The sequence below is a fragment of the Nonomuraea sp. NPDC005501 genome (assembly GCF_040605905.1).
Lineage (GTDB): Bacteria > Actinomycetota > Actinomycetes > Streptosporangiales > Streptosporangiaceae > Nonomuraea.
The window spans coordinates 41,069-61,247 of record NZ_JBEXDT010000055.1 but is presented as its reverse complement, the minus strand read 5'-3'; the positions used below and the strand labels follow the sequence as shown (position 1 = coordinate 61,247).

The following is a 20,179-nucleotide window of genomic DNA, read 5'->3' as shown; positions in this document are numbered from 1 at the left end:
GCGGGCGCACGGTAGCGGGGCACGGTGGCGGGGCGCGGTGGCGGGGCGCGGTCACGAGTGGGCGATGAAGCGCCCGAACCTGCCCTGGTGGTAGAGCAGCGGACGGCCCGTGCCGTGCACGTACGCCTCGGCGACCAGGCCCACCACGAGCACGTGGTCGCCGACGTCGGACGTCTCGTGGGGCAGGCAGATCAGGTGAGCCGAGACGTCCTGCAGCAGCGGCGCCCCGAGGGGCCCCGGACGCCACCGGGTGGGCTCGGCGAACCTGTCGATCCCCTTGCTCGCGAACCTGGCCGCCACCTCCGCCTGGTCACTGGCCAGCACGTTGACCGCGAAGTGGTCCGCCGAGCGCAGCCAGGGCCAGGTGGTGGAGCGCCGGTCGACGTAGAAGGAGACCAGCGGCGGGTCCAGGCTGACCGAGGAGAAGGAGGTGGCGGTCAGGCCGACGGGGATGCCGCCGCTCTGCGCGGTGATCACCACGACGCCGGCGGCGTGCACCGCGAGGGCGCGGCGGTAACCGTCGGCGTCCACCGTGCGGTCGGGCAGGGTCTCGGTCATCCGGCCACCGCCACTTCCAGCTCCGCGCCGTCATGGGCGGCGTACCGGGAGCCGGGCCGGGCCAGTCCGTAGTTGCCGCGCAGGGTACGGCTCTCGTACTCGTCCCGGAACAGGCCCCTGACCCGCAGTTCCGGTACGACGTGGTCGACGAAGTCGGCCAGGCCGGCGGGCAGGAGGGGAGGCATGACGTTGAAGCCGTCGGCCGCTCCGCCCTCGAACCATTCCTGGATCTCGTCGGCGATCTGCTCCGGGGTGCCGGCCACCACGCGGTGGCCCCGGCCGCCGGCCAGCCGGCCGATGAGCTGCCTGACCGTGAGACCCTCCCGCCTGGCCAGGTCGACGACGAGCTTGCGGCGGCTCTGCGCGCCCTCGGTCTCGACGGGGATGTCCGGCAGCGGGCGGTCGAGCGCGTCCTCGCTCAGCTCGATGCCGGTCATGTGGGACAGCTGGACCAGGCCGTACGCGGGGATGATGAGGTCCTCCAGCTCCTTCTCCAGGCGGAGCGCCTCCCGCTCGGTGGAGCCGATGATGGGCGAGATGCCCGGCAGCACGAGCAGGTCCCCGGGCTGCCTGCCGTGCCCGGCCACGCGGCGCTTGAGGTCGGCGTAGAACTCCTGGCCCTCCGCCAGGGTCTGCTGGGCGGTGAAGACGGCCTCCGCGTGACGGGCGGCGAACTCCTTGCCGTCCTCGGAGGAGCCCGCCTGCACCAGCAGCGGGTGGCCCTGGGGCGGGCGGGAGGTGTTCAGCGGGCCGCGGACGGTGAAGTGCTCCCCCGCGTGCTCGATCGGGTGGATCTTGCCGGTGTCGGCGTAGAGCCCGCTCGCCCGGTCGGACAGGATCGCGTCGTCCTCCCAGCTGTCCCACAGCTTGGTGACCACCTCCAGGAACTCGGTGGCCCTGGCGTAGCGGTCGGCGTGCGCGGGCCGTTCGACGCCGAAGTTGTGCCCTTCGGCCTCGCCGGCGGAGGTGACGATGTTCCAGCCGGCCCGGCCGCCGCTGATGTGGTCGAGGGAGGCGAACTTGCGGGCCACGTGGAACGGCTCGTTGTAGGTGGTCGACACGGTGGCGATCAGGCCGACGTGGTCGGTGACGGCGGCGAGGGCCGCCAGCAGCGTCAGCGGCTCCAGGCCGCCGAGCGCGTTGTGCCGGATGTTGCCCCACAGGGCCAGGCCGTCGGCCAGGAAGACCGAGTCGAGCTTGCCGCGCTCGGCGATCCGGGCCAGGTCCTGGTAGTGCCGGACGTCGGCGATCCTCGCCGGGTCGGTGCGCGGGTGTCGCCAGGCCGCCTCGTGGTGGCCGACGCCCATGAGGAAGGCGTTGAGGTGCAGCTTTCTCGTCATGTGGTCCTCCAGGTGGAGAAGCGGCGCTCGATCCTGATCAGCAGCAGGTTGAACAGCAGGCCGAGCGCGGAGATCGTGATGATCCCGGCGTACATCTCGGGGATGCGGAAGCTGGACTGGGCGTCCAGGATGAGGTAGCCGAGCCCGGCCTTGGCGCCGACCATCTCGGCGAACAGCAGGACGAGGATGGAGTAGGCGCCGGCCAGCCGCACGCCGGTGAAGATGGTGGGCACGGCGGCGGGCAGGATGACCTTCTGGAAGAGCCGGACCGGGCCGAGGCCCATGGACCGGGCCGACTTGATCAGCAGGGGCTCGACGGTCTTCACGCCGCTGATCGTGTTGAGCAGGATCGGCCAGGAGCAGGAGTACAGCACGAAGGTGATCTTCGTGGTCTCGCCGATGCCGAGGATGAGGGTGAACACCGGCAGCAGCGCCACGGCCGAGGTGTTGCGGAAGAGCTCCAGGAGCGGGGTCAGGGTGTCGGCCACCGGGCGGTACCAGCCGATCAGCAGGCCGAGCGGGATGGCCAGCGCGATGGCCAGGCCGAACCCGGACAGCGAGCGGACCAGCGACGCCTCCAGGTGCTCGGGGAGCTGCCCGCCGAGCACCATCCCGTACCAGACGGCGAGGTCCTCCGACAGCGGCGGCACGAAGACCCGGTCGAACACGCCCAGCCGTGGCAGCACCTCCCAGGCGGCCAGCAGCAGCAGGATCGCCGAGGATTTCGTGAGCGCCCGCGAGGCCACGTGCCGGTACCGGCGCGCGGGGGCGGACGGGCGGGGGCCGGGAGGCGGCTCCGGGTGGCGAGGCGGGTCAGGGGCGTGGGCGCCGACGGAGAGCCGCTCGGTCGCGCGCTCGCCCAGGGCGGTGGCGGCGGCGAGGTCGCCCGGCCGGTCAGCCATGGGACGTCGCCTTCCGCTCCAGGACCTGCGCCGCGGCGACCTCGTCGCGCAGCAGGGCCCACACGTGGTGGCGGTACTCGCCGAACGCCGGGTCCGCGCGCAGGTCACCGTCCCGGGAGTCGAAGGACACCTCGACGATCTCCTTGATCCGGCCCGGCCGGGAGGTCATGACGGCGACCCGCTGGCCGAGGTAGACGGCCTCGTCGATGCCGTGCGTGATGAAGACGACGGTCTTGCCGGTCTTCTCCCAGATCCGCAGCAGCTCCTCCTGCAGCGACTCGCGCGTCTGGGCGTCCAGCGCGGCGAACGGCTCGTCCATCAGCAGCACGTCGGGGTCGAAGGCGAGGCTGCGGGCGATCGCCACCCGCTGCCGCATGCCGCCGGACAGCTCGTGCGGGTAGCGCTCCTCGAAGCCGGTCAGGCCCACGAGGTCGAGGTAGTGCCGGGACCGCTCCCGCCGCTCCTTCTTCGGTACGGCCTTCGCCTCCAGGCCGAACTCGACGTTGGCCCGCGCGGTGCGCCAGGGGAACAGCGCGTACTGCTGGAAGACGATCCCCCGGTCCAGTCCCGGGCCGGTGACCGGCGTGCCGTCGATGAGGATCTGGCCGCCGGTCGGCCGCGTCAGCCCGGCGACCAGGTCGAGGAGCGTGGACTTGCCGCAGCCGCTCGGCCCGACGAGGGTGAGGAACTCCCCCTCGCGCACGTCGAGGTCGATGCCGGACAGCGCGACGAACGGCTCGCGGGCGTCCCTGACCTGGAACACCTTGCTGACGTCCCGGAGGCCGATCTTGGTCTTCACCGCGGTCTGGTCGAGTGTGGCGGTCATGACCCGCTCCCGTGGGCGTAGGGGTTGAACTCGTTGGTGTAGAGGTCGGACGGCTTCACCTGGCCGGGCCTGATCTCGCCCTCGCGGCTCAGCCAGTCGATCCACGTCTGGAACTCCTTGGCGGCGATGACGCCGCCCTTGCCGGCGATGCCGGTGCTCTTCCAGAACGTCACCGCGGTCGCGTCCTCGTTGCGTCCGCGCTTGGCGATGATCTGCTTGAACCTGGCGACGACCTCCTCGCGCGGGTGGCTCTGGGCCCACTGGACGGCCTTGGCGAACGCCTCGACGAACGTCCTCGTGGTGTGGGGGTTGCGCGCGATGAAGTCCTCGCGCAGCACGACGGAGCCGGCGGTGAACGGCCCGAACAGGCCGACGTCGGTGAACAACGGGCGCAGGCCGCCGCGTTGCAGCGCCTTGTCCTTGATGATGCCGCCGAGCGTGCCCACGTCGAGCTGTCCCCGGCGCAGCGCCTGCTCGGTGTTGACCGGGGGGATCACGACGAGCTGGACCTGCTTGATCTCCTCCGTGGTCAGGCCCGCCCGCTTCAGGTACTCCTTGATGACGGCCTCGTGGTGCGCGCCGAGCGTGTTGACGCCGATCTTCTTGCCGATGAGGTCGCGGGCGGTGCGGATGGGACTGTCGTCGGTCACGTAGTAGCCGCTGAAGCTTTCGTCGTCGGAGCCGTAGTAGCCGATCACCGCCTTGATCGGCGCTCTGGCCGCCTTCAGCTTGATGATCGCGCCGTTGAAGGCGCCGCCGAAGTCGGTCTGGCCGGTGGCGGCCGACTGGATGTCCTGGGGGCCGCTGGTGGTGTTGCCGACCCACCTGAGCTTGACGTCGCCGAGGTAGCCGAGGTCCTCGGCGAGTTCGGGGTAGGTGACGGCGCCGACGTTGCCCTGGTAACGCAGCACCTTCACCTCCGCTCCGCCGGGACGCGCCGAGCCCTCGGCGGAGCCGCAGGCGGCCAGTCCGGCCGCCGTCAGAACGAGAAGGAGATGCCTGATCTTGATCACGGAATGTTCCTCATGAAGAGGCGCGCCAGTGCGCGGGCGCGCGGGAAGAGGGTGGCACGAGCACCGTCGGCCATGCCGGGATGGGGAAGTGCGCGGTCAGCTGTCCGTGATCAACGACATTGCGCGCTGGCGACGTGACCGAAGTCGACGTGCGGGCGCCGGGTCAAGTGAAGGCCCTGGCTCATATCGGGAACGCTACGGCGCCGGTCGCGCATAGTCAACATTCCCTACTGGATATACATGAATATCCTGGGCCCTCCGGGCCGTCAGAACAGGTCGCGCAGCCGGGCGGCGTACGCGCGCGGGTGGGTGAGATTGCCGTTGTGGCCGCCGGGGAACTCCTCGACCTCTCGCCCGACGAGGGTCGCCAGCTCGTGCGCGCAGCGGTGGTCGAACACGTGCCGGGGCGTGGTGCGCCCCGCCGCCGGGACGATACGCACCGAACTGGCGGCGATCGCGGCGGTGTCGAGGGTGTCGAGGACGATGGCGCCGAAGTCGTTGCGGATGAAGAAGTCGAAGCCGGCCCTGCGCCGGTCGTCCATGGGGTGCTGGGTGAGCCCGGACTCGGTCTCCTGCCGGCCGAGCTGGATGCCGAGGACTTCGGCGATCTTGCCGAACGCTCCGGCGAGCCCCTGGTCCTGGTAGAGCCGCTGGAGGCCCTGGAGCTCCTCCTCGTGGAGGCGGCGTTCGGCGGCGGGCAGCAGGGCGGGCGCGACGGGCTCGTGGGCGACGAGCGTGTGGAGCTGGGCCGGGTGCCGGACGGCCAGATGCAGGCCGAGCACCGCGCCGAAGCTGCAGCCGAGCATGCGGGCGGGCTCGTCGGTGAGCTCGGCGAGCAGGCGGTGCACGTCGTCGGTGTGCTCGGCCACCGTCGCGCCGCCGGCCGGGTCGTCCAGCGTGCTGCGGGACAGGCCGCGCCGGTCGTAGGTGATGACGGTGTGGTCGGCGACGAGCCGGTCCACCAGGTCGACGGTGCGGCCGGCGTCGCCCTCACCGCTCTGGGAGATGAGCAGGACCGGGCCCGTACCGCGGACCTCGTAGTAGAGCCGGGCACCGGGGACGCTGAGGAATCCGTTCATGGGAAAAACATATTAAACTTGATACATCTAACTAGATGTAATCTTGGTCACATGGCCCTCCGTCTGAGGATGGCCGCCGTGGGCTCGTCGGCGGGCAGGAACGCTTCGAGCCGCAGCTCGGACAGCGTGACGTCCACGGCCGTCGCGAACGACGTCAGCGTGGTGATGAGGCGCAGCTCGCCTTCCGGCACCCGCAGCCGCAGCGGCACGGCGAAGCCCAGATGCCCCGCCGGTGGGTCCACGTCGGGAAGGTAAGCGTCCAGCTCAGCGATGAACTCCTCCAGGTCCGGATCGGGGCTCTGCCGCAGCTGGTCGCGCAGGCTGCCGGTGATGTGGCGGCCCCACTCGGGCAGGTTCTCCACCCGGCGGGCCATGCCCTCGGGATGCAGGGCGAGCCGCAGCACGTTGAGCGGCGGCTCCAGCAGCGCGGGGGCGGCGCCCTCGTGCAGCACGCCGAACGCCGCGTTGGCGGCGACCAGCTCGCCGTGCCGCCGGACGACGACCGCGGGATACGGCAGGTGGCCGTCGAGGATGCGCTCCAGCGCCTCACGCACCGGGCCGAGCTCCGGGGCGTCGAGGCTCGACTCGGCGTACATCGGCGCGTAGCCCGCCGCGAGCAGGAGCTCGTTCCGCTCCCGCAGCGACAGCCCCAGCGACTCGGCGAGCCGCACCACCATGACGCGGCCCGGCCGTGAACGTCCCTGTTCAAGGAAGCTCAGATGGCGCTGGGTCGTGTCGGCCCGGATCGCCAGGTCGAGCTGGCTGAAGCGGCGGCGCGTCCGCCAGCGCCGTAGCTCGCGGGCGAACTGCTCGGGTTCCGCCAAGACCGTCATGTCACCATTCATAGTGGACATCCGCGGTGACGCGATTCCCTCCAGGGAATCGCGCGGCCGCCGCCCGGGCCCGCACACTGCTGGCCATGAGGAACACATTCGATGTCAAGCAGTGCGCCGACCGCTATGTCGCCCAGTGGAACGAGCCCGATCCGGCGACGCGCGGCGCCCTCATCCGTGAGCTGTGGGCACCCGGCGGAATCCAGGTGCTGATCGATCCGCCCGAGGCGATCCGCAACGCCGCCGCGGCGCTCGCGTTTCCCGTGCCGCCGCTGGAGGTCCACGGCCACGAGGCCCTGGACGCCAGGGTGACCCGTGCCTACGAGATGTTCGTGGCGCCGGGCGAGCACGTCTTCCGGGTCGCCGGGGAGCCGTTCGTCCTCCTGTCGAACGTGATCGGCGTCCGGTGGTCGATGGTGTCCGTCCGGGACGGCGAGGTCGTGGGCGGTGGCCTGGACATCCTGGCCCTGGACGGCGAGGGCCGGATCCGTACCGACCACCAGTTCATCGGGGTGAGCTGATGCGCTTCACCAGGATCATCCGCACGGGGGACGGCGGTTCGGCGTTCGAGGACGGCGAGATCGCGCTCGAGCGGCGACAGGTCGCCGACGGGGTGCCGGCCATGGCGGTGGGCGGGCTGCCGTCGAGTGACGGCGTGCAGTTCCTGCGCAGCGCCGCGTTCGACAGCAGCGCCCACCCGGCGCCGCGCGAGCAGTGGGTGGTGATGCTGCGCGGCACGATCGAGGTGACGGTGACCGACGGCGGCCGGCGCCGTTTCGGCCCCGGTGACCTGGTGCTCGCCGCCGACACCACCGGCCTGGGGCACGTCACGACGGGCGTCGGCGAGCCGCCGTTCGAGGCGCTGTTCATCCCGCTCTGACGGACGGGGCGACACGGCGATGGTGCGGTGGATCGCGTCGTGCCGGGCGTCGGCCCACTGCTGACGGGTGTGCCGGGTCGTCCGGGCGACCTGCGCCTCGTGGGCGAGGGGGATGGCGGCGCTCTGCAGGTAGGTGCCGATCATGATGGCGACCTGGACCAGCGTGGTGAAGTCCAGGTCGTGGCCGGCCAGGGCGCGCATCCGCCAGTCGGTGCAGGCCATGAGGTTGGGGGCGACGGGCGGCCGGGTCGTGACCGCGACGAGGTGGGACACCCAGGGGTGGTCCTGGTAGATCGCAGTGCCCACTCCGCGCGCGCGGACAGCTCCAGCTTGGCGCGCCAGCCGTCGGGGCCCGGCTCGGGCAGCGGCGCCGTCTCCACCCCGTGGACGGCGCCTCGGGCGGTGACCCGGCCGCCGCCGCACGCTAGATCCAGCCGCGCTCGCGGGCCGCGAGCCCGGCCTGGAAGCGGGTGATGGCGTTCAGGTCGCGCATGACCGCGTGGATGCGGCGCTGCACGGTACGCAGGCCGAGTCCCAGCGTCCGCGCGATGGCCTCGTCGGTCAGCCCGCCCGCGAGCAGCGCCAGCAGCTCCCTGGTCGCCTCGTCGGGCCCGTCGGGGGCGGCTGGGCGGGGTGTCCCCCGCAGCGGGAACCCCCGTCCCCACTCCCGTTCGAACAGCGCGATCAGCGCGTCCAGCAGGGCCGACTGGTGCAGGATGAACGCCGCGTCGATGGAGTACGAGCCGTTGCGGATGGGGATCAGCGCGAGCGCGTCGTCGGCGATCCACATCTTGGCCGCCGCCCCGGCCACCACGCGGGCCTGCTCGCCGTGGGCCATGGAGTCCTGGATGAGCCGCAGCTTGCCCGGCACCGCCAGGGACTCCAGGTCGTACACGCTGCGGTAGTCGATGCCCGACTTGAGCATCCGCCGCTCGCGCTCGACGTTGTCGGCGTGGCCGCGCATGACGTACGGGGGCTTGTCGATGTTGCGGAACATGGTCTGGGCGCTGTCCTGCAGCGCGTACGCCCGGCTGATGATGTTGCCGGTCCCCGTGACGACCTCGACCTGCTCGGCCGGATGCGTCGCGTAGCGGGAGGCCAGGTGGAACGACGTGGTGAGCTCGTGGATGGCCGTGCGCACCTGGTGCAGCTCCTCCTCCTGGCGGGTGAGCAGCGGCCTGATCGCGATGTCGGGCGCGACGGCGACATATCGGGCACGGCGGCCAGGCAGCCTGCTGGCCAGGCCGCGCCGCGCGAAGGCCGCCAGCGTGCGGGCCGCCAGGAGCGTGGAGACGCCGCAGTGCGTGGCGAGCTCGGCGGCGGAGGACCGCGGGTTCTCGACGAGCGTCGTGTACAGACGGCTCTCGGCCGGTGACAGGCCGATCGCTTCGAGCATGGGCGACGCCCCTTCTCCCGGTGGAGGGGTGGCGGGATACCGCCACCTGGCGGGTTTTGGCCCGTCCGGCGGACTTGTGCCCTGACTGATTCCCAGATTAGGTCAGCGAGGAAACGATCTCCATCGCGCGCGGGCGACGATGGCCGGTGTTTCTCACGTCTGGAGAAGGTTGTGCGCATGCTGTCCACCCCCCGGCGCCGCGGAGCCGTGGCCTTACTCGCGGCCGTCCTGGCGGTGCCGCTCTCCGCGGTCCCGGCAACGGCCACCACGGCGACCGCCGCCCCCTCGGCCACCAGGGCGAACGCGCCCGCGATCGGCACTCCACCGGTCAAGATCACGCTGATCACCGGGGACACCGTCACCTACGCCAGGGACGGCGCGGGCCGCGCGTCCGCCACCCTGGAGCCCGCCGAGGGCCACGAGGCGCGGACGTACCAGGCCCAGCAGGACGATCACGGCTACTACGTGATCCCCGCTGACGCCGGTCCTTACATCAGCAAGGGCCTGCTGGACAAGGAGCTGTTCAACGTCGACTACCTGGCGGCCAACGGCTACGGCGACGCCAAGGCCGCGCGGATCCCGCTCATCCTCCAGTACCGGCCGCAGACCAAGGCCGGCGACCTGGCGGGCAAGGCCAGATCGCTGAAGGGCGGCGGGGAGCCGGTGGTGCTGGAGAGCATCGACGGCGCGGCGATCAAGCTGGACAAGAAGGACGCCACCACGTTCTGGCAGTCCTTGGGAGGGAGCACGGGCAAGGCCCTGACGGCCGACCTGCGCAAGGTGTGGCTCGACGGCAAGGTCAAGGCGCTCGACGACGTCAGCAACGCGCAGATCGGCGCCCCCGCGGCCTGGGCGGCCGGGTTCGACGGCACGGGCGCCACGGTCGGCGTCATCGACACCGGCATCGACGCCGCCCACCCCGACCTGCAGGGCAGGGTCGCCTCGGCCCGCAACTTCGTCCCCGCGGGCAGTCCGGGCGGCGGCGACCCGGCGAAGGTCACCGACCGCGTCGGTCACGGCACCCACGTGGCGTCCATCATCGCGGGCAGCGGCGCCGCCTCCAACGGCAGGTACAAGGGCGTCGCCCCCGGCACCCGGCTGACCATCGCCAAGGCGCTGGACGACACGGGCAGCGGCAACGACTCCGAGATCATCGCGGCGATGCAGTGGCAGGCGGCCACCGCGCACGCCCGGGTGGTCAACATGAGCCTGGGCAGCAGCAGCCCGACCGACGGCACCGACCCGCTGAGCCAGGCGGCCGACGAGCTGACCGCCGCGTACGGCACGCTGTTCGTGGTCGCGGCCGGCAATTCGGGCCCCGGCCGGTACACCGTCGCCTCTCCCGGCGCGGCCACCTCGGCGCTGACCGTGGGCGCGGTGGACTCCGCCGACCGGATCGCCGAGTTCTCCAGCCGCGGCCCCCGCCTGAGCGACGACTTCGCGATCAAGCCGGAGATCACCGCGCCCGGCGTGAACATCGTCGCGGCGCGCGCGGCCGGCACCTCCCTCGGCCAGGGCAGCAGCGTCCCCGGCGGCGGCCCCGTCGACGAGCACTACACCGCGGCGTCCGGCACCTCGATGGCCGCCCCGCACGTGGCGGCCGCCGCCGGCATCCTCGCCGCCCAGCACCCCGACTGGACGCCCGACCAGCTCAAGACCGCGCTGACGGGCACCGCCAAGCCGGGCGACGCCACGGCCCACGACCAGGGCGCGGGCCGGCTCGACATCGGCCAGGCCGTCACCCAGCAGGTCTTCGACGACCTGGCGACCGTCTACGCCGGCTTCACCGACCCGTACACCGGCCAGACGCTGACCCGGAAGGTGACCTACCGCAACACCGGCAAGGAGCCCGTCACGCTGAACCTGTCGCTGACGCTGAAGCACGGTGACGCCCAGCCCCCCGCCGGGATGGCCACGATCACCCCGTCGTCGCTGACCGTCCCCGCGGGCGGCACCGCGAGCGCGGACCTCACGATCGAGCCCACGCTCGGCGATCCCGGCTGGTACGAGGGGCGCCTGACGGCGACCGCGGGCACGGCCCGGCTGACCGCGCCGATCGCGTTCCGCAAGCAGGCCAGGATGAACACCGTGCGCGTCCGGCTCGTCGGCCGGCCGGAATGGACGATGAACCGGGGCATCGTGTCCGCCCTGCGGGTCAGCGACACCGACCCGCTCCTCGAAGGCGAGCCGATGACCGTGGCCACCGACGACTGGCGGGCCACCGACACGCCGGGCACGTTCGAGGCCCGGTTCAGGCTCGCCCACGGCGGCGTCTACTCCTTCGGCGACATGCCCTGGTGGTACACCAAGCCGGACCGGCAGCTCCAGTACGCCACGCTGCTCGCCCCCGAGATCAAGCTCGCCGGCGACACCACGGTCACCCTGGACGCCACCGACGTCGAGCCCATCCGCGTGAGCACGCCCCGCACGTCGGAGCCGGTGTTCCTGAACGTGATGAACACCCGCACCACCGCCTCGGGCCAGATGTACGCGGGCGCCTCACTGCTCAGCTACGAGCCGGTCAACACCGGCAGCTACTGGGTCACGCGGCTGCGGAAGGCGCCCACGGTGGGCACCTCCATGGTGCTGTTCGACCAGATCCGCCGAGCCCCCGAGGTCGAGCTGACCGTGCCGGGCCTCCAGCTCAACCCCCGCTACGTCAGCGAGCACGACGCGCTGGTGCCGAAGTTCACCACGGACCGGCGGTTGAGCCTGACCACGGGCGACGACATGCGCGCCGGCGCCGACACGCGCGGCAAGCTCGTCCACCTCCCGGCCAGGGACTCCCTGCAGCTGTTCCTGGCCGACATGGAACTGGCCGCCAAGGCGGGGGCCGCGGGCGTGGTCACCAGCGACCGGTTCGCCTGGCTGCTCAGCGACGCCGCGTACACGGCCCAGAACAAGATCCCGGTGCTGTGGATCGACAGCGGTGAGGCGGACCGGCTGGGCAAGGTGCTGGCCCGCAAGCCGTACCCGGGCGCCGCGCTGCGCTCCACACCGACCACCCCGTTCGCGTACAAGCTGGCCTACTACGTGCGGGGCGCCACGGCCGGCCGCCTCACCTTCACGCCGAAGGCCCGCGACCTCACCGAGATCGACACCACCTACCACGCGCAGTTCCCCCCGCAGGCGGGCACATGGGGGCCGCACGCGGACTTCACGGAGGTCAACCACACCTTCGCGGAGGACCAGCGCTTCAGCATCCGCGGCTCGCACCGCATCGCCGCCCCCACGGCCAGGACCGAGTACTACAACGCGGCCGGCGAGGACGTGCTGTGGGAGCGCGACTACTCGTTCTTCGACCCGGCCTCGGGCGCCGAGCGGTACGCCTCCTCCTCCCGCGGCTTCACCCGCCCCACCCGGGAGCGGGAGAACTGGAACGAGGCCCTCGTGCCCGCGCAGCTCACGACCGGCCCGGACCTGCCGGACTGGGTCAGCCCGGCCCTGTACTGCGACGGCTGCCGCCAGGGCGACCGGCTGCGGCTGCGCGCGCTCACCCCGCTCGGCTTCGGCTACTACTCCGACGCCTCCGACCCGAGCCACACCTACCAGGGCGCGCCGGGGACCGAGGAGGTCCGCCTGTTCAGCGGTGACGCCGAGGTCAAGCCGCAGTACGACGACCTGGGCCTGCCCTACTACACCGTCCCCGCCGGGGCCGGGACGTACCGGCTGACGGACTCGTGGAAGGACGCGTTCCCCGGCAAGCACTCCGGCACCGGGGTCGAGACCACGTGGACGTTCCGCTCCGCCCGACCGGCGACCGGCGACGCCCCGCACGCCTGCCTGGACACCGTGCTGTGGGAGGACAAGCAGCCCTGCGCCCAGGTGCCGCTGATCCGGCTCCGGTACGAGCTCGGGCTGCCGGGCGACGACACCGTCCAGGGCGGCAGGCCGTTCACCTTCACCGTGAAGCCCGAGGGCGGCAGGTCGCCGGCGCTGCGCGGGGTGTGGGTCTCCGCCGACAAGGGCGCCCACTGGACACAGGCCGCGGTACTGCCCGGCGACAAGGTGCTCGTGCTCAACCCCAGGGGCCCGGGCAGCGTCTCCGTCAAGGTCGAGGCCAAGGACAGGGACGGCAACACCGTCCAGCAGATCCTCGCCGACGCCTACCTCGTGAAGTGACCGCTGAGCGGGGGCAGGACACCCCGCCCCCGCTCCTGCGGCGGCCCGGCCTGTACGTTACGTGTCATTTGAGCGAGGTTCGGGCGAAGGGCCGCTGATGAGACAAGACGTGCGCATCCCACTGCCGGACAGCGGCTCCCTGGCGGCGACGGTCGCCTTACCGGAGGGCGTCCCGCCCGCGGACGGGTGGCCGGGGGTCGTGGTGGTGCACGAGATCTACGGCGTCGAGCCGGACATGCTGGACGTGCTGGACCTGTTCGCCGCCCGGGGGTACGCGGCGGTCCTGCCCGATCTGTACAGCCACGGCAGCAGGGTCGGCTGCCTGGCGCGGGCCATGCGGCAGCTCGCGACCGGCAGGCCGGGTCAGCCCGCCGCCGACATCGACGCGACCCGGCGATGGCTGGCCGGCCGCGACGACGTCGACGGCGACCGGCTCGGGGTGATCGGGTTCTGCATGGGAGGCGGGTTCGCCCTGGCGTACGCGGCGAGCGCGCCGCCCGGCGTGCGGGCCGCGTCGGTGAACTACGGCATGGTCCCCCGCGACCAGGAGGAGCTGCGGCCGGTGTGCCCGGTCGTGGGCTCCTACGGCGGCCGCGACCAGGGCTTCCGGTCGCACGGCGCGCGGCTGAAGGAGCACATGCGGGCGCTCGGCATCGAGCATGACGTCGAGATCTACCCGGACGCCGGCCACTCGTTCATGACCGACGGCCATCACCCGGTCGCCAAGCTGGCGCTGTTCCCGCTCAGTCACGGCAACGTCCGCCCGGCCGCGGACGACGCGTGGCGGCGCACCTTCGCCTTCTTCGACACGTACGTCGCCCACCCGGAGTAGCCAGGGATCACGGTGGCAACGGATCACGGCGGGCAACGGATCACGGCGGCTACGGGAGGGGGATGCTGAGGCCGAGCATGCGGGCGCCGGTCTCGGTGCGCGGGCGGTGGGTGCTGCCGGGCGCGAACACCACGTAGCTGCCCGGCCCGAGCCGGTGCCCGCGGTCGATGAACTCGCCCGACACCACGTAGTAGCGCTCCTCGCCCTCGTGCACGTCCACCTCGGGCCACTCGGCGCCGGGGGCGAAGTCGTAAGCCCAGCCGCGGCACCGGTCGGTGGCCGGCAGAGCGCGCCGGACGATGCCGGGGGCGACCTCGACGGGCTCGATCTCGTCGAGGTTCAGGATCTGCATGTCGTCAGCAGGTGATGTCATGCCACCATCGTCCCGGCGGACTCCCCCGCCCGCCCAGCGTCTGGTTTGACACCTACGAGTACTTTTCTGCCATGAAGCTGCACCGGGTGGCCGCTCTCGTGCTGGCGCCGCAGGCGACGTTCGAGCTCGCGTGCGCCCAGGAGGTCTTCGGCGTGCGCCGCCCGAGCCTGCCCGCCCGGTACGCGTTCGAGGTGTGCGGGGAGCGGCCGGGCGCCGTGCCCACCCTGGCCGGCTACGACATGGTGGTGAGCCGGGGGCTGGCGGCGCTGGAGGAGGCGGACACGGTGGTGGTGCCCGGCTGGCAGCACCACGAGCGGCCCGCCCCGCCCGCCGTGCTCGACGCGGTGCGGCGGGCGCACCGGCGCGGCGCCCGGCTCGTCGCGATCTGCTCGGGCGCCTTCCTGCTGGCCGAGGCCGGGCTGCTGAGCCGCCGCAGGGCGACCACCCACTGGCGGATGGCCGCCGAGCTGGCGGCCCGCTTCCCCGAGGTCCAGGTGGAGCCCGACACGCTGTACGTCGATCTGGGGGACGTCGCCACCAGCGCCGGCACCGCCGCCGGCATCGACCTGTGCCTGCACCTGGTCCGCGGCGACCACGGCGCGGCGTACGCCGCGCAGATCGCCCGGCACATGGTGATGCCCCCGCACCGCGAGGGCGGGCAGCTGCAGTACGCCGCTCCCGCCTCCGCCGGCCGCCCGGCGGAGTCCCTGGCCCGGGTCCTCGACTGGGCCGCCGGGCGGCTGCACGAGCCCCTGACCGTGGAGGACCTGGCGGCGCGGGCCGGCCTCTCGCCGCGGACGCTCGCCCGCCGGTTCACCGGACAGCTCGGCGTCAGCCCGGGCAGGTGGCTGCTCGACCAGCGGATCGCCGCGGCGCGGGTCCTCCTGGAGGAGACCGATCTGCCGGTCGAGACGATCGCCGGCCGCGTCGGCCTGTCCTCGGCCACCAACCTGCGCCGGCGCTTCCGGTCCCTGGTGCACACCACGCCGGGCGCGTACCGGCGCTCCTTCGGCCGGCGCGAGGAGGACGCCTGACGCTTCGCCGTCATGGCCTCCCCCGGAGTCGTCCGGCGAGGACGACATCGGCGCGGCGCGGTCGGAGCTCGTCGAGCGCGGGGCCGACGTGGGCGAGGTGTTCCACGACGCGGACGCGGGCGGACCCGGCGGCTGGGCGAAGGAGCGCCGGACGACGACGCCCTCGTCGTCCGGCGGGTTGCCTACCAGGGGATGTTCACCGGGGAGCGGCTACTGGGGGCCGTCGAAGTTCCACACGGCGCGGGTGCCCGGGCCGACGAGGAGGGTCGACCGGCCGATCTGCACCTCGTCCTGGTACGTGATCGTCTTGTTGAGCGAGAAGGTGACCTGCTTCAGGCCGGCCTGGGCGCGGGCGACGGCGTCGAGGCGGATCGTGGTGCCGCCGCCCACCGCGACGATGCCACCGCCCGAAAGGGTGCGGACGCTGAACCCGCCGGCCTTCAGCAGCGGCACCGCGGTGGCGAGGTCGCGCTCGGTGACCCCCATGTGGACGGCGGTGACGTCGCGCATCAGATGGGTGCTGTAGGCGTCGGACAGGTAGCGCTCCCGGCTGACGTCCCCGGGGTAGCTCTCCGGCTCGGTCTTGCTGCGCGGGTCGGCGAAGTACTCCGGCAGGTACTCCATCGCCCACGGGTCGAAGGCGTCGTACTGGTCGGAGAAGGTGCGGATGGTGTCGAACCACGGGACCTTGACGCCGTCGCCGAAGTCACGCGTCTGGCGGTACTTGGCCGGGTCGGTGATCCCGAGGGCCTTCAGCCGGTCGGTGACCGTCGCCAGGTCGCCGGCGTGCTCGGTGGAGACTCCGAGCCCGGCGGAGCCGAAGAGACCGTCCTGGCCGGGGAGATCGTTCTCGCCGAACAGCTCGATGTAGGTCTGGCGGCCGTAGAGGTAACGACCCGTCCAGGTCATCCCCCCACCGGTGGTGGTGCGGACCTCGAAGTTGGCGAACTCCTTCAGATAGTCGGAGTGCTCGATGGCGTCGGCGGTCGCCCGGTCGACCACGCTGTAGGCGTGGTTGTAGAACAGCAGCTGGCTGTCGGCGGCGGGCTGGGTCTGGTCGGCCCGCGCCGTCTTCACGCCACCCGCGACCGCCCCGGTGAGCGCGACGGCGAAGGCCGCCGTGAGGACAGTCATCATCCGTAACTTTCGGTAAAGCAGCATGTAAGCGATCTTAGGGCGAAGAAGATCACTTACACTGTTGATTCGAGGAAATTGCCCCCGTCACGGCGAGCGGCGGCTACGGGCGGCCGACGCTCATGTACGTCCATCCGGCGGAGCGCATCCCGGCCGGGTCGAGCAGGTTGCGGCCGTCGAAGAGCACCGGACGCCGCATCACCGAGGCGGCCTTCGCCCAGTCGACCTCCTTGAGCTGGGGCCACTCCGTCACCACGATCGCCGCGTCCGCACCCTCGACCGCCAGCTCCGGCGTCGCGTGGCGGCTCGTCGAGGTCCACGGCTCCGTCTCGGCCGGGCGCGCCATGGGGTCCCAGCAGCGCACCTCGGCGCCCTCCGCCAGCAGCCGCGCCGCCAGCACCGTGCTGGGCGCCTCGCGCATGTCGTCGGTCCCCGGTTTGAACGTCAGCCCGAGCAGCGCCACCCTGGCGCCGGCCAGGGTGCCCAGCTCCTCCTTCAGCTTCTGGATCGCCCGCCGCTTCTGCAGGTTGTTGACCTCGATCACCGCCGACAGCAGCTGCAGGTGGAGGCCGGTGTTGCTGGCCAGTTGCCGCAGCGCCTCGGAGTCCTTGGGGAAGCAGGAGCCGCCCCAGCCGATGCCGGGCCGCAGGAAGTGGCGGCCGAGCCGATGGTCCAGGCCGACCGCGCGGGCGACCTCCTCGACGTCGGCGCCGGTGTTCTCGCACAAGGTCGCGATCTCGTTGATGAAGCTGATCTTCGTGGCGAGCAGGGCGTTCGAGGCGAGTTTCACCATCTCGGCCGAGCGCACGTCCATCACGACGACCGGCCCGTCCACGCCCTCGTGCAGGTCCGCGACCAGGCGGGCGGTCCCCTCGTCGGAGGTCCCGACGACGATCCGGTCGGGCCGCATGAAGTCGCGGACCGCGGTGCCCTCGGCGGTGAACTCGGGGTTGGAGGCGTAGCCGACGTGCCCGAGACCGGCGGCGTCCAGCGCGGCCCGCACCCGGGTGCCGGTGCCCACGGGGACGGTGGACTTCACCACCACCGCCCGCAGGTGCGGCGCGCCCTCCAGCGACGTGATCACCGACCAGACCCGGGACAGGTCCGCGTCGCCGGACGCGGACGGCGGCGTGTCCACGCACACGTACGCGACCTCGGCGCCGTCCAGGGCCTCCTGGAGGTCGAGCGTGAACGTCAGCCGCTCCTTGTTCCGGGCGATCATGTCACCCAGTCCGGGCTCGTAGATCGGTATGTCGCCGGAGCGCAGCAGATCGACCTTGCCCGGGTCGATGTCCCGGACCACCACCCGGTGACCGAGTTCGGCCAGGCAGGCACCGGTCACCAGACCGATGTACCCCGCGCCGAACACCGTGACCCGCCGCTCCGGCTTGCCGACCACTCCTGACCTTCCCTTCGCCATGAACCGCCACCACCCGCGACCCCGGCCGGCCGTCCGTCCGTCCGGGAGCAAGGCCATCATCGCCCAAGGTCCGCACCTCTCCCGACAGCGAGCCCGGCCAGCGGGGCGGCGAGGGTCAGTCGCAGTGCTCGAAGGGGCTCTCGTACCAGGAGCTGCCGTAGGAGCCGCCCCACATGATGCACTTGCCCGCGGCGCTGACCTTGACCGGACCGGCGTAGTACTTGTAGTTGTCCGCGTCCACCTTGCCGGGCGAGCCGTACACCTGCACCACCGCGCGCACCCAGGCGGTGTTGCCCGCGGCTCCGGTCTTCCAGGTGACCACGCAGTTGCTGCTGCCGTTGTAGAGGAGGTACGTGACGGCGCTGGAGCCGTAGGCGTGGCTGTCGATGACGTGGTAGCTGCCGCCGCCGCAGGCCTCGACGGGCGAGGACGCCGCCATGGCCGGACTGCTCAGCGTGACGGACGCCGCCAGCGCGGCCGCCATGCCGAGGGCGAGGGTCGCGCTTCGCGTGATGGAGCCCATTTTGTGACCTCTCCTCATGATTTCCACTGTGGCGATCAAGAGTAGGGGAAGCGCCGGCACCCCATCCCGGACATCGGTCCAAGATCGTGACTATCCGGTGAAAACTTATGCCATGCGTGACAAGTATGGCGAAAACTGTTTTAATCCCACGCTAGGTGCCACAGGGGCGGCACAAGCCCCGTGTGGTCGTTTTTCCTCGAAATCGCAGCTTCGTGGGAAAGGCAGGCTCGTGGGAGCTCCAGGTGGCGAGGTCATCGTCACGGGCGGTCTCGGTTTCATCGGCTCACATCTGGTGGACGCGTATTTGGCAGCGGGCCACCGAGTAACGATCATCGACTCCAACGCAGGCGCGGTCATCGACGGCGAGGACTACGACGCCGACCCCCGCTGCACGGTCGTCCGGCAGCGGGTGGAGGACTACCTGGCGGCGGGAGGCGACTTCGCCGGCGCCGACCGCGTCATCCACGCGGCCTCGTACGTCGGCCCCGCCAGCATCCTGTCCAGGGCGGGCCGGCTCGGCCACGACATCATCGGCAGCACCGCACCGGTCATCGAGGCCTGCATCAGCGCCGGTGCGCCGCTGTGCCTGTTCAGCTCGGCCGAGGTGTACGGGCGCAGCGGCGTGCTCGACGAGAAGGACGACATCGTCGTACCTACGCACTACAACACCCGCATCGAGTACGCGATCGCCAAGACGCTGGCCGAGGCGATGGTCTCCAACAGTCGCCGGCACGGCCTGCGCGGCGTCGTCATACGGCCGTTCAACGTGGCGGGGGCGCGGCAGTCGCGGGCCGGCGGGTTCGTCATGCCCACGTTCGTCCAGCAGGCGCTGGCCGAGAAGCCGATCACCGTGTTCGCGGGCGGCGACCAGGTCAGGGCCTTCATCGCGGCGAGCGACCTGACCGGGTTCCTGATCGACTACATGGACGCGGCCCTGGACGGCGACGACATCGTCATCAACGTCGGCAACCCGGCGAACGCCGTCACCATCATGGAGCTGGCCCACCGGGTGAAGGACCTCCTCGGCAGCCCGTCGCCGATCGTCAGCGTCGACGGCAGGAGCGTGCACGGGCCGTACTACGCGGAGGCGGAGTCGTTCCACAAGATCCCGGCGCTGCGGGCGGCGACGGGCCTCGGCTGGCAGCCCAGGGTCGCGCTCGACGAGCTGATCCTGAGCACCGCCGCGTACTATCGCGCCCGCGAGGACCGGAGGGCAGCGAATGCGCCGCTTTGACCGTGTGCTGGTGATCTCTCCGCACGCCGACGACGAGGTACTCGGCTGCGGCGGCCTGATCGCCGCACAGGTCGAGGCGGGCGCCGAGGTCCACGTCCTGTATCTGGCGGTCGACGGCATGCGGCACTACGGCCTCGACGGCGCCACCACCTATCGCCAGCGGCTGGACGAGATCGAGGCCGTCCGGGCCACGCTGGGCTTCTCCTACCAGATCGCGTACGGCGACATGGACCTGACCGAGCGGCTGGACACGCTGCCGCGCAAGGACCTGGTCGACCTGTTCGAGCAGGCGCTGAACGAGCGGCGGCCCGACCTGCTGCTGCTGCCGAGCTTCGCCGACTACGACCAGGACCACCTCGCGGTGTTCGGTGCCGGGTTCGCGGCGGCCAGGCCCATCGCCCAGCAGTTCGGCAAGTGGCTCGTGCCGACCGTGCTGCTGTACGAGATGTCGAAGCTGCAGTGGGCGGCCGAGCCGATGCCGCGCTCGACGGCCTACTGCGACATCAGCCCGCACATGGAACGCAAGCTGGAGGCGCTGCGCGGCTACAAGAGCCAGCACCGGCCCGCACCGCACATCAGGAGCGAGGAGTCGGTGACGGCGCTGGCCACACTGCGGGGCGCGGAGATCGGAGTCACACACGCCGAGGCGTTCGGCGTGCTGAGGGAGGTCCTGTAAGGGT

The 20,179-nt window shown here is 71.7% G+C and carries 20 protein-coding genes; 8 read left to right on the top strand and 12 right to left on the bottom strand.

Translation table 11 applies throughout. The features are described 5' to 3' along the window. Positions 1–51: 51 nt before the first annotated feature. The 7 genes from ABZS51_RS25190 to ABZS51_RS25160 all read right to left on the bottom strand — a co-directional run bounded on the left by ABZS51_RS25190 (position 52) and on the right by ABZS51_RS25160 (position 6,551). Positions 52–558, bottom strand: a complete 507-nt coding sequence (locus ABZS51_RS25190) for a flavin reductase family protein (RefSeq protein WP_355445533.1) — start codon at positions 556–558, stop codon at positions 52–54. Further along, positions 555–1,898, bottom strand: a complete 1,344-nt coding sequence (locus ABZS51_RS25185) for an LLM class flavin-dependent oxidoreductase (protein ID WP_355445530.1) — start codon at positions 1,896–1,898, stop codon at positions 555–557. Before ABZS51_RS25185 ends, ABZS51_RS25190 begins: the two co-directional genes overlap by 4 nt. After that, positions 1,895–2,800 (bottom strand): ABC transporter permease, encoded by a 906-nt coding sequence (locus tag ABZS51_RS25180; RefSeq protein WP_355445527.1) that lies wholly within the window; start codon positions 2,798–2,800, stop codon positions 1,895–1,897. The genes ABZS51_RS25185 and ABZS51_RS25180 overlap by 4 nt, the downstream gene beginning before the upstream one ends. Next, complete coding sequence (locus ABZS51_RS25175) at positions 2,793–3,626, bottom strand: ABC transporter ATP-binding protein (RefSeq protein WP_355445524.1); 834 nt, start codon at positions 3,624–3,626, stop codon at positions 2,793–2,795. Before ABZS51_RS25175 ends, ABZS51_RS25180 begins: the two co-directional genes overlap by 8 nt. Next, entirely contained in the window at positions 3,623–4,639 is a 1,017-nt protein-coding gene (locus ABZS51_RS25170) for an ABC transporter substrate-binding protein (protein ID WP_355445521.1), read from the bottom strand. The genes ABZS51_RS25175 and ABZS51_RS25170 overlap by 4 nt, the downstream gene beginning before the upstream one ends. A gap of 266 nt (positions 4,640–4,905) precedes the next feature. Beyond that, positions 4,906–5,718 carry an alpha/beta hydrolase gene (locus tag ABZS51_RS25165; protein ID WP_355445518.1) on the bottom strand — a complete coding sequence of 271 codons (813 nt, stop codon included), beginning with the start codon at positions 5,716–5,718 and terminating at the stop codon, positions 4,906–4,908. 47 nt (positions 5,719–5,765) lie between these two features. After that, complete coding sequence (locus tag ABZS51_RS25160; protein ID WP_355445515.1) at positions 5,766–6,551, bottom strand: helix-turn-helix domain-containing protein; 786 nt, start codon at positions 6,549–6,551, stop codon at positions 5,766–5,768. 86 nt (positions 6,552–6,637) lie between these two features. Here ABZS51_RS25160 and ABZS51_RS25155 point away from each other — a divergent pair, with 86 nt between their 5' ends. From ABZS51_RS25155 to ABZS51_RS25145, 3 genes are all read left to right on the top strand, one after another. Then, a complete protein-coding gene (locus tag ABZS51_RS25155; RefSeq protein ID WP_355445512.1) occupies positions 6,638–7,072 on the top strand; it encodes a hypothetical protein in 435 nt (144 codons plus the stop codon). Then, positions 7,072–7,431 (top strand): hypothetical protein, encoded by a 360-nt coding sequence (locus tag ABZS51_RS25150; protein WP_355445509.1) that lies wholly within the window; start codon positions 7,072–7,074, stop codon positions 7,429–7,431. The genes ABZS51_RS25155 and ABZS51_RS25150 overlap by 1 nt, the downstream gene beginning before the upstream one ends. Positions 7,432–7,573: 142 nt before the next feature. Then, a complete protein-coding gene (locus ABZS51_RS25145; RefSeq protein ID WP_355445505.1) occupies positions 7,574–7,723 on the top strand; it encodes a hypothetical protein in 150 nt (49 codons plus the stop codon). A 132-nt stretch (positions 7,724–7,855) separates the two neighbouring features. Here the strand turns inward: ABZS51_RS25145 and ABZS51_RS25140 are convergent, their stop codons facing one another. Continuing rightward, positions 7,856–8,827 carry a helix-turn-helix domain-containing protein gene (locus ABZS51_RS25140; RefSeq protein WP_355445503.1) on the bottom strand — a complete coding sequence of 324 codons (972 nt, stop codon included), beginning with the start codon at positions 8,825–8,827 and terminating at the stop codon, positions 7,856–7,858. A gap of 177 nt (positions 8,828–9,004) precedes the next feature. Here ABZS51_RS25140 and ABZS51_RS25135 point away from each other — a divergent pair, with 177 nt between their 5' ends. Together ABZS51_RS25135 and ABZS51_RS25130 are read left to right on the top strand one after the other, a co-directional pair. Then, a complete protein-coding gene (locus ABZS51_RS25135) occupies positions 9,005–12,949 on the top strand; it encodes a S8 family serine peptidase (protein ID WP_355445500.1) in 3,945 nt (1,314 codons plus the stop codon). A 109-nt stretch (positions 12,950–13,058) separates the two neighbouring features. Next, positions 13,059–13,781 (top strand): dienelactone hydrolase family protein, encoded by a 723-nt coding sequence (locus ABZS51_RS25130; RefSeq protein WP_355445497.1) that lies wholly within the window; start codon positions 13,059–13,061, stop codon positions 13,779–13,781. Positions 13,782–13,830: 49 nt separating this feature from the next. Here ABZS51_RS25130 and ABZS51_RS25125 read toward each other — a convergent pair whose 3' ends face one another. Next, on the bottom strand, positions 13,831–14,154 hold the full coding sequence (locus tag ABZS51_RS25125; protein ID WP_355445494.1) for a cupin domain-containing protein: 324 nt from the start codon (positions 14,152–14,154) through the stop codon (positions 13,831–13,833). Positions 14,155–14,225: 71 nt separating this feature from the next. Between ABZS51_RS25125 and ABZS51_RS25120 the strand changes: the two genes are divergently transcribed. Continuing rightward, positions 14,226–15,188, top strand: a complete 963-nt coding sequence (locus tag ABZS51_RS25120; RefSeq protein WP_355445492.1) for a helix-turn-helix domain-containing protein — start codon at positions 14,226–14,228, stop codon at positions 15,186–15,188. Between the two features lie 210 nt (positions 15,189–15,398). On the opposite strand, the gene ABZS51_RS25115 is transcribed toward ABZS51_RS25120, so the two are convergent. The 3 genes from ABZS51_RS25115 to ABZS51_RS25105 all read right to left on the bottom strand — a co-directional run bounded on the left by ABZS51_RS25115 (position 15,399) and on the right by ABZS51_RS25105 (position 18,265). Next, complete coding sequence (locus tag ABZS51_RS25115) at positions 15,399–16,349, bottom strand: DUF5829 family protein (RefSeq protein WP_355445489.1); 951 nt, start codon at positions 16,347–16,349, stop codon at positions 15,399–15,401. Between the two features lie 76 nt (positions 16,350–16,425). Then, positions 16,426–17,742: a UDP-glucose/GDP-mannose dehydrogenase family protein gene (locus ABZS51_RS25110; protein ID WP_355445484.1), complete on the bottom strand. Its 1,317-nt coding sequence runs from the start codon at positions 17,740–17,742 to the stop codon at positions 16,426–16,428. A 115-nt stretch (positions 17,743–17,857) separates the two neighbouring features. Then, complete coding sequence (locus ABZS51_RS25105; RefSeq protein WP_310713207.1) at positions 17,858–18,265, bottom strand: spore-associated protein A; 408 nt, start codon at positions 18,263–18,265, stop codon at positions 17,858–17,860. 229 nt (positions 18,266–18,494) lie between these two features. On the opposite strand from ABZS51_RS25105, the gene ABZS51_RS25100 reads away from it, so the two are divergent. Together ABZS51_RS25100 and ABZS51_RS25095 are read left to right on the top strand one after the other, a co-directional pair. Beyond that, entirely contained in the window at positions 18,495–19,499 is a 1,005-nt protein-coding gene (locus tag ABZS51_RS25100) for an NAD-dependent epimerase/dehydratase family protein (RefSeq protein WP_355445481.1), read from the top strand. Positions 19,500–19,509: 10 nt separating this feature from the next. Then, a complete protein-coding gene (locus ABZS51_RS25095; RefSeq protein WP_355445478.1) occupies positions 19,510–20,175 on the top strand; it encodes a PIG-L family deacetylase in 666 nt (221 codons plus the stop codon). Positions 20,176–20,179 lie beyond the last annotated feature (4 nt).

Excerpts from the sequence above, each read along its gene's own strand:
- ABZS51_RS25190 (WP_355445533.1), bottom strand. The coding sequence starts at position 558 with ATGACCGAGACCCTGCCCGACCGCACGGTGGACGCCGACGGTTACCGC.
- ABZS51_RS25185 (WP_355445530.1), bottom strand. The coding sequence starts at position 1,898 with ATGACGAGAAAGCTGCACCTCAACGCCTTCCTCATGGGCGTCGGCCAC.
- ABZS51_RS25180 (WP_355445527.1), bottom strand. The coding sequence starts at position 2,800 with ATGGCTGACCGGCCGGGCGACCTCGCCGCCGCCACCGCCCTGGGCGAG.
- ABZS51_RS25175 (WP_355445524.1), bottom strand. The coding sequence starts at position 3,626 with ATGACCGCCACACTCGACCAGACCGCGGTGAAGACCAAGATCGGCCTC.
- ABZS51_RS25165 (WP_355445518.1), bottom strand. The coding sequence starts at position 5,718 with ATGAACGGATTCCTCAGCGTCCCCGGTGCCCGGCTCTACTACGAGGTC.
- ABZS51_RS25160 (WP_355445515.1), bottom strand. The coding sequence starts at position 6,551 with ATGACGGTCTTGGCGGAACCCGAGCAGTTCGCCCGCGAGCTACGGCGC.
- ABZS51_RS25155 (WP_355445512.1), top strand. The coding sequence starts at position 6,638 with ATGAGGAACACATTCGATGTCAAGCAGTGCGCCGACCGCTATGTCGCC.
- ABZS51_RS25150 (WP_355445509.1), top strand. The coding sequence starts at position 7,072 with ATGCGCTTCACCAGGATCATCCGCACGGGGGACGGCGGTTCGGCGTTC.
- ABZS51_RS25145 (WP_355445505.1), top strand. The coding sequence starts at position 7,574 with ATGATGGCGACCTGGACCAGCGTGGTGAAGTCCAGGTCGTGGCCGGCC.
- ABZS51_RS25140 (WP_355445503.1), bottom strand. The coding sequence starts at position 8,827 with ATGCTCGAAGCGATCGGCCTGTCACCGGCCGAGAGCCGTCTGTACACG.
- ABZS51_RS25135 (WP_355445500.1), top strand. The coding sequence starts at position 9,005 with ATGCTGTCCACCCCCCGGCGCCGCGGAGCCGTGGCCTTACTCGCGGCC.
- ABZS51_RS25125 (WP_355445494.1), bottom strand. The coding sequence starts at position 14,154 with ATGACATCACCTGCTGACGACATGCAGATCCTGAACCTCGACGAGATC.
- ABZS51_RS25120 (WP_355445492.1), top strand. The coding sequence starts at position 14,226 with ATGAAGCTGCACCGGGTGGCCGCTCTCGTGCTGGCGCCGCAGGCGACG.
- ABZS51_RS25115 (WP_355445489.1), bottom strand. The coding sequence starts at position 16,349 with ATGCTGCTTTACCGAAAGTTACGGATGATGACTGTCCTCACGGCGGCC.
- ABZS51_RS25110 (WP_355445484.1), bottom strand. The coding sequence starts at position 17,742 with ATGGCGAAGGGAAGGTCAGGAGTGGTCGGCAAGCCGGAGCGGCGGGTC.
- ABZS51_RS25105 (WP_310713207.1), bottom strand. The coding sequence starts at position 18,265 with ATGGGCTCCATCACGCGAAGCGCGACCCTCGCCCTCGGCATGGCGGCC.